The following is a 12,060-nucleotide window of genomic DNA, read 5'->3' as shown; positions in this document are numbered from 1 at the left end:
CGTGGAACAACTGACTTCCGAACAACAACGCGGGCTGCTGGTCGAGATCGGCAAGCTCATCCGGGCGGGTGTCGCCGACGCGGCGCGGCCGGCGGCCGCCGATTTCCGGCAGGCCGGGGAGCACACCGAACTCGAGGGCCACAACGTCGTACCCGCCCCCGAGCTGAACGAGCTCTTCGGCAGGCTTCGCACCGGCATGTACACCACCGGCCGCGGGACCTGGCTCCAGTCGCGGTTCACGCTCAACCCCGACGGCACCTTCGACTTCGACTTCACCCTCGACGACGAACCGGCGTGGACCAGGACTCCGCCCGCTTCGGCGTACCCGGACGAGCTGGCCGCGTTCCCGCGCGAGGACGAGCACGTCCCGGACTGGTGGCGGCTGCGCGCGCAGCTGCCGTTGCGTGTGGAGTTCCGGCACGCCCGGATCGTCGACGCGTACACCGAGGGCGAGCCACCGGTGGTGGACAGACCGGAGCTCGACGAATCCGAAGCGCCGCTGGTCGCGCAGTACCTCGAACGTGAACCGGCGATCCTCTCCGGCAGCGGTCTCGGCAAGGACATCTTCGATCCGGAAGCCGACGACGACGTCCCGGAGAGCTACCACACCGACGGCACCTGGATCTGGCACGCGTCCGTGCCGCATTACCTGCGGAAATACGGGATCCCCCCGGAGCCGGAGCTGGTCGGGCACATTCGCGGCCAGCGGTTCCAGCCGCCGTACGTCGAACACCTCGTGCGGCGGACCGCGGAAGCGGATCTGCTCGGCAAACCGAGGCCGAAACCGGGCCGCTCCGACGTCAAGAAGACCGAAGGCGACATCGCCGCGGAGCTGGAGACGGCGCCGAATCCGGCCCTGACCGACGAAGAGCTCCTGGTCGTGCTGGTCAGCAGGCTCGGCGAGCACGGCGTCTGGCCGGAGGCGTACCGCATCGGCGACCGCGCGGACGGCGCCTGGTGCCTCAACTTCACCGAGAAGGGCTGGGAGGTCGCGGCCTACTCGGGTGGCGACCCGGTGTCGCCGAAGTACTTCGACAAGCTCGACGACGCGGCACACCAGCTTCTCGGCGCTCTCCTGCTGCATCCGGCGAGGATGACCGCCGGGCACGAGACGCCGCTGGAGACGGCGAAGGAACTCGCCGATTGGCCGGTGCAGGCGGCGCCGGGTGAGCCTCCCCTCACCTTGCTCCGTAACAAGCGCGTCAGCCGGATGGTCGCCGGTACGGTCGTACTGCGGTTCGGCGAGGAAACCGGCAATCTGGTTCACCACGGAGGGGTACGGTTCGCCACGACGTCCCTGCCGCTGGAACGGGAGCGCGTCGGTGGGACCTACCGGCTGCGACGCCCGCTCCACGTGATCATCGGTGTCACCGTCCCTTGGGCGAACATGCCCGGCGGGGCGGTGGCCTACGTGCTCCCGAGGACCATCGCCGAGCACGTGTCCGACGGCAGCCTGGAGAGGATCGAGTAGGTGGAATCGGCGGAAGCGGTAGCCAAGGTCGAAGAGTGGCTGCGCGCGGTCCACGGTCCGGACGTGTCCGAACCGGGCGGCGCCGGCCTGCGCGTGAACCACGAGAAGGTCCTGCGCATCCCCGAGGGCTGGTCGGTCCCCTACAACACGATCGCCTTCCTCGACGAGGGTCACGCCGAGAAGGAGATCTTCCCGCCGCCGTCGGTGATCGTCCGCGAACCGGACGGCGAACTGCGCCAGGCGCATCCGCAGCCCGGCGGGCTCAGCGTCCCGGTCGCGTTCCCGGGCCAGGAGGCGTGGCGGGAGGTCGTCGACCCCGAGTACGCCAAGGCCGGACTCGGTGATCTCGGGGTTCCGCCCGCGGTCGTCGCGGGCTGGGTCCAGGTCAACGCGGACGGCGTCCAGACCGGGCAGGAGCGGGAGAATCCCGAGTACAAGGCCGGTCCGATCCGCCGCGGCTACCCGAAGCCGGAGAACCGGCTCGAAACGCTGCTGTCGTTCGCCAGCGTCGGCTGGCTGACCAGGGAACAGCTGCTCATCGGGCTGCTGCGCTGCGAGGTCTACGTCCCGGTGGACCTGGCGTCGGGCAAGACGGAGCGGTTCTACTTCAACGAGGAACGCGCCGAGCTGCGGGTGTTCAGCTCGACCAGGAACCTCCCGTCCCGTGAACACGGGTACTGGAAGGTCGACATCGCCACGCTCGCCGGGTACGAAAGCCCGCCGAACCTCGTGATCAACGGCGGCCCGGCGACCTTCGAGGACGTCAGCGGCGCCGAACTCGCCGAAACCGCCCAACGGTTCCCGCGCCGGGGCCCGGGCGTCGACGTCTACGAGCGCTGCCCGGAAGCGGATCCGGAACTGGAGACCTTCGCCGCCGAAACCGCCGCGAAGATGGGCCTGTCCGAACAGGTGAAGCCGCCGCTGGCCGCCGCCGAACGGGCGAGACGCCGCGGGTTCGAACTGAGCGCCGAGGAATGCCAGAAGACCGTCCTCGGCCAGTCATGGCTGGCGCGGCTCAAGCAGCCGGAACCGCCGCGCGCCCGTCCGAACGACCTGCGGGCGAACGGGCTGGCGCCGGGTTACGACAACGAGGGGCAGATCCAGCCGCGTCTGGACACCTTCGGGAAGTACTTCGACCGAGATCGCTCCAGCTCGCGCTATGGCTGGCAGCGCGTCACGGGCGCGTACGTGGGCTTCGCGCTCGGCGAGGCGCTCGGAGCGGCTGTCGACCGGATGCGGCTCGACGAGATCCACAACACCTACGGCCCGGACGGCGTCACCGATCTGCCGGTCGCGTTCGACCTGCCCGGCCGGATCGGGCCGCTCACCCAGCGGCTGCTGTTCTACACCGAGGCCGTCATCCGCAGCCCGCATCGCGAGCAGCCGGAGAACCGCTCCGCCGAACAGGCGCTCGGGACGGTCGCCCGCAATTCGCTGATGCGCTGGCTGCACACCCAGGGCGCGCCGCTGGAAAACGCCGACGGCTGGCTGGTGAAGGTGCCGGAACTGCGCGTCCGCCGCACCCCCGACGACGCCGAACTGAACGCCTACCACGCGCTGGCGACCATTTCCCCGACGGCGATGCCGATGAGCGGGCCGGACGCGCTGGTCGCGGCGCTGCCGGCGGCGATGACCGCGGCTGGACCGGGGACCGCCATGAGCGGCGGCGTCCGCCAGGCGGTGCGCGACCTCGTTTCGGTCACTCATCCGGGTGAGATCGACGTCGAAGCGGCGACCTACCTGACCTGGCTTTTCGAACCCGCCCTGACCTCGGAGGCGTTCAGCTACCCGGTCTGGAACATCTCCCGCGAGATCTTCAGCGACCAGAACCCGCACCAGCGGGGGCCGGTCTGGACGGATCTGAAGGCGATGGTCGCGGAATCGGTGCCGTTCTTCGGCAAGCACGGGTTGCCCGATCTGCGGATCCCGGAGCTGATCGGCGACGGCAAGGGCACGCTTTCGGTGCTGGGACGCGCGTTCGCGGCACTGTCCGGCTTCGAGAACTACCCGGAGCAGGCGCTGCTGCGGGCGGTCAACCACTCGGGCCGCAGCGCGATGACCGGCGCCATCGCCGGTGCGCTGCTCGGCGCCCGCACCGGCATCCCCGGTCTGCCGCAGAAGTGGGTCGATCAGCTTGAGCTGCGTTACCTGGTGGAGAACATCGCCACCGACGTGTTCTGGCATTTCGACCGCCATTCGGCGCTGAACGAGGTCGACGGCTGGGCCGAGCGGTATCCCCGCTGGTGAAATCTGGAATGGGGAAGATGAACGAAGAGGAAGCCGTCAGCCGGGTCGAGGAATGGCTGGCGGGCCGCAGCGGGGAGGGCACCGGCGCGTTGCGGGTGCGCCGCGACTACGTCGTGCGCGCGACCGACGGCTGGAACGTCACTTACAACACCGTCGGCTGGCTCGACGGGACCGATCCCGGCATGGGCCTCTTTCCCAGCCCGGTCGCGTTCGTGCCGGACGACGGCGGTGAGATCCGGCTCGACCTGGAGCTGATGGCGGTTTCGGCGGCGGGCGGCGACGACAGTGACGCCTTCACCCGGTGGACCGAGATCGCCGATCCCGAGTTCGACCCGGACGCGGTCCCCGGTCTGCCCGTCCCGAAGGCGGCGATCCTGCGCTGGGAACAGCACACGCTGTACGGCGAGCCGACCGGCGCGGTCCGCGCGAATCCGGATCACCGGCCGGGGCCGCGGTTCTCCGGCCGCCCGGCACCGGAAAGCCCCGTCGAGACGCTCCTCGGCTATCTGCGCGTCGAGTGGATCACGCCGGAGGAGTTCGTCCACTGGATGCTCGACCTCGACGTCCTGGCCCCGGCGAAGGACGGTCACCTGCAGGTCCGCGACTTCGGCGACGCCGGCGTGCGGTTCGTCGTCTACACCTCCGAGGCGCAGGTGCCGTCGGAGTACACGATGTGGCAGCGAGTCCAGCCCCGCGTGCTGCTGCGGCGGGCCAAGGACAACCCCGGCGTCGGGTTGCTGGTCAACCCGGGACGGCCGGAGACCTTCAACGTCTACCCGGAGACGCTGCGGCAGGTCGCCGACCTCGAACTCCCGGCGGGAACCGAGCGCCCCGAGTCCGTCGGGCGCCCCGCCTACTTCAGCGGGGAGTACGACGGCGCCGCCGTCGCGAACCTGCGGAGTCTCGTCGACCAGGCTCGCGACAACGGCTACACCTTGAGCAGCGAAGAGCTCACCCGCTACACGCTGGCCGCGACGCTGTCGTTCGAGCGCTCCCGGGCGAAGTACGACGCCCGTCCGCTGCCGGAGCTACCCGAAGACCTGTTCGCCAACGGCCTGGTGACGCACTTTTACGACAACGGCGAACCTCGCCCGGCCGCCTGGACGTTCGGGAAGTTCTACAACCCGACGCTTCCCGTGGGCAGCTTCGCGTACCCCCGGCTTCTCGGCGCGTACGTCGGCTTCGCACTCGGAGACGCGCTCGGCTCGGGCGCGGACCCCGCCGACGGCCTGCCACTCGGCGGGCTGACCCGGCAGCTGCTGTTCCACACCGAATCGGTGATCCGCGGCCTGGACCCGACTCCCGACAAACCCGAGATCCCGGCGTCACTGCCCGCGGGCGGACGGCCGGACGGCTGGGTCGCCAAAGCCACCGAGGGCGCGGGCCCGCCTCCCGCCGAGTTCTCGGCGATGCTGGCGACCGCGCTCGCCGCGACGGTGACCGGCGGCGTGCAGGGTCCCGCGGACAATGCGTTCTACGCGATGAAGGTGGTCCGTGAGCTGGTCGGTTCCGCGGCGGGCCACGAGGTCGTCCACGGTGCCGAACTGCTGGTCAACCTGTTCCGCGCCCAGCTCGCGGCCCGCGACGGCCGACCGGCGGTCGCGAACTTCCTCGAGGGCTTCGACGAGTACAGCGGCGAGGTCGGCGATCTGGTCAAGACCGTGCTCGACCTCAGGAACGACATCGACGGCGATGACGTCGAGCAGTTCGACAGCATCGGTGACGGCCGGACGCCGCTTTCGGTGCTCGGCAGGGCGTTGTTCGCCGCCGCCAAACGGGGCCACGACCCCGAGGCGGCGCTCGCGCTGGCCGCTCGCGGCGGCGCGGTGACCGGCGCGCTGACCGGGGCGATGGTGGGCGCCAGGCTCACCGTGCCCGGTCTGCCGGCGGCCTGGCTCGCGGCGTATCCCGGCCTCGGCGTCGTCGACGCCATGGCGGGCGACGCCTATTACTACTTCAACCGCTTCGGCCTGCCCCGCGAACCCGAAGAGCGGCGACGCTGGGACGCGAACCGGTACCCACGAGGAGATCAGTAGAGACATGCGCGAGTGGCTTCAAGATCCGGCGACCAGGTCGCGGCTGCGCGGCAGCCTGTACGCGGGGGCGCTCGGCGACGCGCTCGGCGCGAAGACCGAGTTCGACTCGATCGACCGTATCCGGGAGATCGCCGGACCGGCCGGGATCACCGGTCTCATCCCCGCGTACGGCGGCCTCGGCCGGATCACCGACGACACCCAGATGACGCTGTTCACCCTGGAAGGCCTGATCAGGGCCCATGCCGCCGCCCGCCGGGAGCAAGGGACCTTCGCTATCGCCGAGCCCGTCGAACAATCTCTCCAGCTGGCCTACCAGCGCTGGCTGCACACCCAGGGTGTCTCGTGGGAGCGGGCTCGCGGCCCGGAGAACACGAGCCCGGAACCGGACGGCTGGCTGATCACGAACCGCGAGCTGTTCAGCCGTCGCGCGCCCGGCCTCACCTGCTTCAGCGAGCTGGAGGCGTACGGGAAGACCGGAGTGCGCGCCGGTATGGCCAAGCCGGTGAACAACTCGAAGGGCTGCGGCGGCATCATGCGCGCGGCCCCGGTCGCGCTGTGGTCGGACGATCTCGCCGAGGTGTTCCGGCTCGGCGCCGAGAGCGCGGCACTGACGCACGGTCACCCGAGCGGGTATCTCTCGTCGGGTGCTTTCGCGGTGATCGTGCACGAACTGCTGCGCGGGAAACCGCTGCTCGACGCCCTCTCGACCGCCCGTGCCGAACTGGAGAAGTACCCGGGGCACGAGGAGCAGAGCGTCGCGCTGGATCAGGCTCTCGTCCTGTCCAAGGAAGGGGCCCCGACGCCGGAGAAGCTCGAGACGCTCGGGCAGGGGAACGTCGGCGAAACCGCGCTCTCCATGTCGGTCTACGTCGCGCTGGCCACCACGGACCCGAACGTCGCGCTGCTCGCGTCGGTGAACCACAGCGGTGACAGCGACTCGACGGGATCGGTCTGCGGGAACCTCGTCGGCGCGATGTACGGCGAGGAAGAGCTGGAGACGAGCTGGCTCGTGGAGCTGGAGCTGAGCGAAGTGATCGGACAGCTGGCGGACGACGCGCTCGCGGAGTTCGGCGGGAACGCGCCGGGTGACGACCGGTGGTACGCCCGCTATCCGGCCCACTAGATTTACCTCCGGTTTGGGGAACTTGGGGAGGGGACACATAGTGCGTTACCGGGTTCAAGCGGCGGAGCGGCCGGATGGCCTGTACGCCGTCTGGGGGGACACCGTCTTCGCGGCCCAGCGGTCGACCGAAGACGGCACGCTGCTGCTCATCGCGCCGCCGGGGGAAGCGGCGCCGGAGGGGTTCGATCGCGACTGGAACGGGCGGCCCGCCCGCGTGGTGCTGAACGGCGAGGCAGGCGCGACCTTCAGCCTCCAGTCGTATGGCCGGTTCGACGACGAGCACTTCCAGATCGCGCCGAACACCGGCGGCGGCGACCTGACCTTGCGCTGGGCGGGCGAGGACTCGGCCCGCGCGGCCGAACTGGGGCTGACGGACTTCTCGACCACGGCCGCGCCGTCGCGGCTGACGGCGTTGTGGCAGACCAGGCACGATTTCGTCGAGACGCCGGAGGCCCGGCCGGAGCCCGGAACGGGTGACCAGGCCGCACTGCTGCGCGCCATCGGCCGGACCCTGCTGCGGGTGCTGCCGCCGGGCTGGCAGCGGGTCGGCGCCCAGTTCCGGCAGGTCGGCGACTACTCCGAACTCGAGGTCCGCTCGGTCGGCGACGAGGGCAACGGCCCGGTGTCGGTGTCGATCGCGGCCCCGCCGGAGCTCGGTTCGCTGTTCGCGCGGTTGCGTGCGGCGATGAACCAGCCGGAGACCGGCACCTGGTTCCAGGGCACCTTCACGCTGGACTCGGAATCGCATTTCGACTTCGACTTCGACGCCGAGCAGGAACCCACGTGGCGGCTGGCGCCGAACGAGGGCGGGAAGCCGTCGCCGCGCGCGTACGCGACCGAACTCGCGATCTTCCCGCGCGACAAGAAGCACGTCCCGGCCTGGCTCTCGGCCAAGGCCGGCCTGCCGCTGGACGTGGTGTTCCGGCACGCGAAGGTCGTCGACGCGCACAACGAGGGCGAACGGCCGGTCGTCAACCGGTCGCCGGTGCCGCCGGAAATGATGCGCGGCGTTCTGGACTACCTCTTCCGCTCGCCGGTGGCGTTGACCCGGCCCGGTCCGCAGCCGGACATCTTCACCCCGAACGGCCCGCCGGACGTGCCGAACGCCTTCCACACCGACGGCGTCTGGATCTGGCCCGCGGCCGTGCCGCACTACCTGCGCAAGTACGGCGTGCCGCCCGAGCCGGAGCTGGTCGAGCACATCCGGGCCGCCGGCTTCCGGCCGCCGCTGGTCGGTGAGCTGGTGCGGGCGACCGCCGAGGCGGAGATCGTCGGCAAGCCGCGGCCGCCGCAGACCGCCGCGGATCTGCCGGACGAAAGCATCCGCACCCGCGTCGAACGCGACGGCGAACCCGCGCGCGACATCCGGGCCGTCGAGGTGCTGGACGTCCTGTACCAGCGCCTGGCCGAACACGGCGTCGCGCCGACGTCGTACCGGATCGGCGCGAACGCGGTCCCGGAACCGGGCCTGTGGACGTTGCGCCGTACCGAGAGCGGCTGGGAGGTCTCGCGTCCGCCGACGGACGAGCCGGTGGCGTTCGCCAAACTCGAAGAGGCGGCGCGGTTCTTCCTCGGCACCCTGCTGCTGTACCCGGCACGGGCAACGGTCGGCGCGAACGAGGAGGCCGACAACCCGGCCGACTGGCCGATCCTGCCGCTGCGCGGCGAACCGCCGCTGAACTTCTTCCGACGCAAGCGGATCGTCGTCCTCCCGGCGGGCACCACGGTGCAGCGGTTCGGGAACGAGACCGGCAACCTCGTGCACGCCGAAGCGGCGCGGTTCATCGAGACGTCGCTGGCCGCGGACCGCGAACGCGAACGCCGCCTGTACCGCGTCCTGCGGCCGCTGCGCGTGGTCACCGGCATCACCGCACCGTGGAACGGGACGCCGGGCGGAGCCGTGGCCTACGTTCTGCCGCGGCCGCTCGCCCAGCACCTCGAAACCGGTGCGCTCTCCCGCGTCTAGTCCGCTGAATGCGGGTTCTCGCGGGCTAAATCGACTTGGCGACCAGCTCGTAGGACCGGGCCCGCGCCGCCGAGTCGTACACCGGTGTCGTCAGCATCAGCTCGTCGGCACCGGTGGCCGCGGCGAGGTCCTTCAGCGACCGCACCACCTTTTCCGGTCCGCCGTGTGCCTGCACGGCGGTGAACTGTGCGACCAGCTCGGCCGATTCCGGCGCCATCTCGTGCGCGGCCGCCTGTTCCGGGGTCGGGAAGGCGAGATCACCGCCTTCGCCCTTGAGCAGGTACGACTTGATCACCGCGCACGGTCCGGCGAGCTGGGCCGCTTCCGCGTCGGTGTCCGCGCAGATCGTCTCGACGCAGAGGATCACGTACGGCTTTTCGCGCCACCGTGACGGCTTGAAGTTCGCGCGATAGGCCTGCAGCACCTCGGCCGTGTGCTGCGGGCGGATGTGGTGCGCGACCGCGATCGGCAAGCCGAGCTCGGCCGCGAGCGAGGCACCGGCCGCGCTGGAACACAGCAGCCACGGTTCCGGCGTCGGCACCTCGCCGGGCAGCACCCGGATACCGGTCTCCCCGGCCAGATGACCCAGCAACTCGGCGACGTCGGCGCGGTACTCGTCGTCCGTCGCCGGGTCCGCGCCCCGTCGCAGCGCGCGGATGATCTTCTCGTCGAACGTGCCGGGACCGCGCCCGACGCCGAGGTCGATCCGGCCGGGGTTCAACGCCGAAAGCGTCGCGAACTGCTCGGCGATCGCCAGCGGGGCGTGGTTCGGCGCCATCACCCCGCCGGAACCGACCCGGATCGACGACGTCACCGCGGCGAGATGCGCGGCCAGCACCGGCGGCGAGGACGTCGCGATGGCGGGCGAGCCGTGATGCTCCGCGATCCAGACGCGGTGATACCCCAGTTCCTCCAGTTTTCCGGTGACGGCGACTGTCGACGCGAGTACTTCGGTGGCCGCGCGGCCGTCCTCGACGATGGCGAGTTCGAGCGCGGAAAGCAGGATCCCCATGCCCCCAACGTAGCCAAACTCAGGACGCGGTGATGAGCACCGCGGGCGACCACCAGTAGTCCGCCAGCGGCTCGATCCGGATGCCGGCGAAGCCCGCTTCCTTCAGCTGCGAAGCCCAGTCGGTGGCGGGCTGTTCCCAGTTCGTGCGGTCCGCCCCCGGTTTGACCAGGCCGAGCAGGATCGGCAGCAGGAACCCCTGCGCCACCAGCGACGCGGCCTTGCCGTACTCCGAGATCCCGCGTTCGTAGCGGCTGACCAGGGAGAGCAGGTACTCGGCGGAGTCTTCGTCGTACTCGGGCACGTCGAATTCGGCGAGCACCAGGCAGGCGGTGCGCGGCCGGAGCGCACGGAGGACCTCGGTGCGCTCGGCGGTCGGGATCGACTGGAGTGCGAACGTCGACTGCGTCAGCTGCCAGTGCCTGTCGTCGTCGCGGGCGAGGAACTCCTGCGCGGTGACGCCCCAGGTGTGCAGGCCGTGGGTGCCGCCGAGGTGCTTGCGGGTTTCCGCGAGCAGCGCGCTCGACGGCTCGACCAGGTCGATGCGGCCCGGCTGCCGGTCCGCCTGTTCGAGCGCGGGGACGACGGCGAGCCCGTCGCCGCAGCCGAGGTCGAGCAGGGAGCCGACGCTGCCGTAGCGCCGCGCGAGCATGGCGCTGAGCACGCGGTAGAGCTTGACGTTCCCGCCGCCGCGGATGAACTCCGTGAACGCGGCGGGCTGGTCGTACACACCTCCGCCGCCGCCCTCGGTCAGGTACCGGTGCAGTTCGCGGCCGAGCGTGGATCCGGCGCGCTCGGCGAGGTCCGCGGCCTTGGCCTGGTCACCGTCGCGGTACGCGGTGAGCGCTTCGGCCAGGACGTCCGTTTTCTTCATGCTCTCCTGTTTACCGTCAGAACGGCACCCAAAGGGTGACTCTGGTGCCATTGCCCGGAGCCGACTCCACCCTCGCGGTTCCGCCGACCTCGTTCAGCCGGGCGGTGATGGACTCGCTGATCCCGAATCCGGCGGGCCGGGAGTCGATGCTGAACCCGGCACCGTGATCGCGGGTGATCACCGTGACGCCGCCTTCCCGCTCCTCGACGCGCACGACGACCTTGTCCGTCCCGGCGTGTTTGAGGGTGTTGCGCAGGGACTCGCGGACGGCGTCGCGGATGGCGATCTGCCGGACCTCCGAAAGCGTGTCGTCGTCGAGTTCGGCGATCACGAGCTGGGCGCGCAGGCCGTCGCGCGCCATCTCCGCCGCCAGCGACGCGAGCTTCTCGCCCAGCGGCCGCGACCCGGCCTCCGAACGTTGCGAAGCCTCGCTCTCGATCGTCCGCCGCAGTTCCATCGACTGCGCCCGCGCCAGCCGCTGCACCTCCGCGAGCCGCGCGGCCACGTCGCCCTTGTCGACCAGCGCGATCGCTTCGAGGGTCTGCAGCACCGAGTCGTGCAGCATCCGGTGCTGGCGGGCGCGTTCGGCGATCCGGCCGTTGCGGATGCCGTACGCGAGGGCGAGCCGGGTGCCGAGGCCGATCAGGACGAGGGCGCCGCTCGCGGTGAAGAGCACGCCGAGGATCGACGGGAAGGTGGCCATCGCGTCGCCGGGCGCGGCCTGGCCGGTGCCGAACAGGGACGCGAGCATCCGCACCGGGAAGCTGACGAGGGCGAGCGCCGCGGCGGCGGGCATGCCCAGCGCCAGCGCCAGCAACGCGACCTCGCCGAGCAGGTGTTTTCCGGGCACCGCCATCGCCTCGGTGAAGACCGAAGCCGGCACCAGTGCCCCCACCGCGAGCGGCGCGAGCAGCGTGAACACGAGGTCGAGCGCCAGCAGGCGGACGGCGTGCTGCGGGCGGAACGGCGCCGAGCGCAGCATCCACCGGATCCCGTACAGCGAGAGCGCGGCCGACCCGAGTGCCACCAGCCCGACCGGGCCGATCCCGATCATGCCGTGCGTGGAGACGTAGACGCCGAACGCGCCGGGCACCGCGAAGAGCCGGTAGACCAACGGGACGAGGGCGACATAACGGGCGGCTCTGAGCAGAAGATTGTCGCGATGGGCCGTGTCGATCGGACCGGACATCTGCTGGATCCGCCGGAGCGCGCGCATCGGTGTCGGGTCGCCGACCTCGTCGGACAGCTCGCTCGTCGCCGTGGCCAGCGCGGGCGCGCCGCGACGCAGCAACGTCACCAGAAAACTGGGCGGCCGCTTCGCCATGGATTTTCCC

Annotated in this window: 8 protein-coding genes; 5 read left to right on the top strand and 3 right to left on the bottom strand. The window is 70.8% G+C overall.

Annotated elements, in window-relative coordinates:
* The first annotated feature begins 1 nt into the window (after nt 1).
* The 5 genes from ACLJO0_RS01385 to ACLJO0_RS01365 are packed head-to-tail and all read left to right on the top strand — an operon-like array spanning nt 2 to nt 8,843.
* On the top strand, nt 2-1,471 hold the full coding sequence (locus ACLJO0_RS01385) for a TNT domain-containing protein (protein ID WP_410576219.1): 1,470 nt from the start codon (nt 2-4) through the stop codon (nt 1,469-1,471).
* The gene (locus tag ACLJO0_RS01380) at nt 1,472-3,718 is read left to right on the top strand and encodes an ADP-ribosylglycohydrolase family protein (protein ID WP_410576218.1); all 2,247 of its coding nucleotides are present in this window, start codon (nt 1,472-1,474) and stop codon (nt 3,716-3,718) included.
* Between the two features lie 17 nt (nt 3,719-3,735).
* The gene (locus ACLJO0_RS01375; RefSeq protein ID WP_410576217.1) at nt 3,736-5,754 is read left to right on the top strand and encodes a YrhB domain-containing protein; all 2,019 of its coding nucleotides are present in this window, start codon (nt 3,736-3,738) and stop codon (nt 5,752-5,754) included.
* A 4-nt stretch (nt 5,755-5,758) separates the two neighbouring features.
* Nucleotides 5,759-6,877 (top strand): ADP-ribosylglycohydrolase family protein, encoded by a 1,119-nt coding sequence (locus ACLJO0_RS01370; RefSeq protein WP_410576216.1) that lies wholly within the window; start codon nt 5,759-5,761, stop codon nt 6,875-6,877.
* Nucleotides 6,878-6,917: 40 nt separating this feature from the next.
* The gene (locus tag ACLJO0_RS01365) at nt 6,918-8,843 is read left to right on the top strand and encodes a TNT domain-containing protein (protein WP_410576215.1); all 1,926 of its coding nucleotides are present in this window, start codon (nt 6,918-6,920) and stop codon (nt 8,841-8,843) included.
* Nucleotides 8,844-8,868: 25 nt separating this feature from the next.
* Here the strand turns inward: ACLJO0_RS01365 and ACLJO0_RS01360 are convergent, their stop codons facing one another.
* Genes ACLJO0_RS01360 through ACLJO0_RS01350 form a run of 3 tightly spaced genes read right to left on the bottom strand, consistent with a single transcriptional unit; the run spans nt 8,869 to nt 12,050 of the window.
* The gene (locus ACLJO0_RS01360; protein ID WP_410576214.1) at nt 8,869-9,855 is read right to left on the bottom strand and encodes an LLM class flavin-dependent oxidoreductase; all 987 of its coding nucleotides are present in this window, start codon (nt 9,853-9,855) and stop codon (nt 8,869-8,871) included.
* Nucleotides 9,856-9,874: 19 nt separating this feature from the next.
* On the bottom strand, nt 9,875-10,726 hold the full coding sequence (locus ACLJO0_RS01355) for a class I SAM-dependent methyltransferase (RefSeq protein ID WP_410576213.1): 852 nt from the start codon (nt 10,724-10,726) through the stop codon (nt 9,875-9,877).
* Between the two features lie 16 nt (nt 10,727-10,742).
* Nucleotides 10,743-12,050 (bottom strand): sensor histidine kinase, encoded by a 1,308-nt coding sequence (locus ACLJO0_RS01350; RefSeq protein ID WP_410576212.1) that lies wholly within the window; start codon nt 12,048-12,050, stop codon nt 10,743-10,745.
* Nucleotides 12,051-12,060 lie beyond the last annotated feature (10 nt).

Origin of the sequence: Amycolatopsis sp. lyj-108 (assembly GCF_046549005.1) — a bacterium.
Taxonomy (GTDB): domain Bacteria; phylum Actinomycetota; class Actinomycetes; order Mycobacteriales; family Pseudonocardiaceae; genus Amycolatopsis.
The sequence above is the reverse complement of the archived record's forward strand: the minus strand, read 5'-3'. Positions and strand labels throughout refer to the sequence as shown.

Excerpts from the sequence above, each read along its gene's own strand:
- ACLJO0_RS01355 (WP_410576213.1), bottom strand. The coding sequence starts at position 10,726 with ATGAAGAAAACGGACGTCCTGGCCGAAGCGCTCACCGCGTACCGCGAC.
- ACLJO0_RS01375 (WP_410576217.1), top strand. The coding sequence starts at position 3,736 with ATGAACGAAGAGGAAGCCGTCAGCCGGGTCGAGGAATGGCTGGCGGGC.
- ACLJO0_RS01370 (WP_410576216.1), top strand. The coding sequence starts at position 5,759 with ATGCGCGAGTGGCTTCAAGATCCGGCGACCAGGTCGCGGCTGCGCGGC.
- ACLJO0_RS01350 (WP_410576212.1), bottom strand. The coding sequence starts at position 12,050 with ATGGCGAAGCGGCCGCCCAGTTTTCTGGTGACGTTGCTGCGTCGCGGC.
- ACLJO0_RS01360 (WP_410576214.1), bottom strand. The coding sequence starts at position 9,855 with ATGGGGATCCTGCTTTCCGCGCTCGAACTCGCCATCGTCGAGGACGGC.